1 protein-coding gene is annotated in these 274 nt (G+C 65.3%); it reads right to left on the reverse strand.

What is annotated here, in order from left to right; genetic code table 11:
• Window positions 1-274 (reverse strand): hypothetical protein (locus AC0IYH_RS31540; RefSeq protein WP_471838176.1); only part of this gene is annotated, 274 nt, incomplete at both ends.

The raw sequence follows: 274 nt of genomic DNA on the forward strand, positions 1-274 counted from the left end.
GTAACCGCCCAGTTGCCATTGGCATCGGTTGTGGTGGTCTGGTCAGGGCGGCCCGGCGTGGTGACGGTCACGGTGCTATCGGGCTCGGCGGTTCCGCTCAGTATGTTGCCGTTGCTGGGATGCACCACGGGCGCTGCTGGCGGTTGGCTGTCGACACCGCCGGTAACCGGCGCGCTGCTATTGCCGCTGGGATCCTGCGCCACAACCGTGACAGGCGTGCCATTTGCGATAGGCGGCGTTGGGACGTAGCTCCAGTTTCCGTCGCTACCCACAT

Source organism: Pseudomonas sp. AC463 (genome assembly GCF_979253585.1).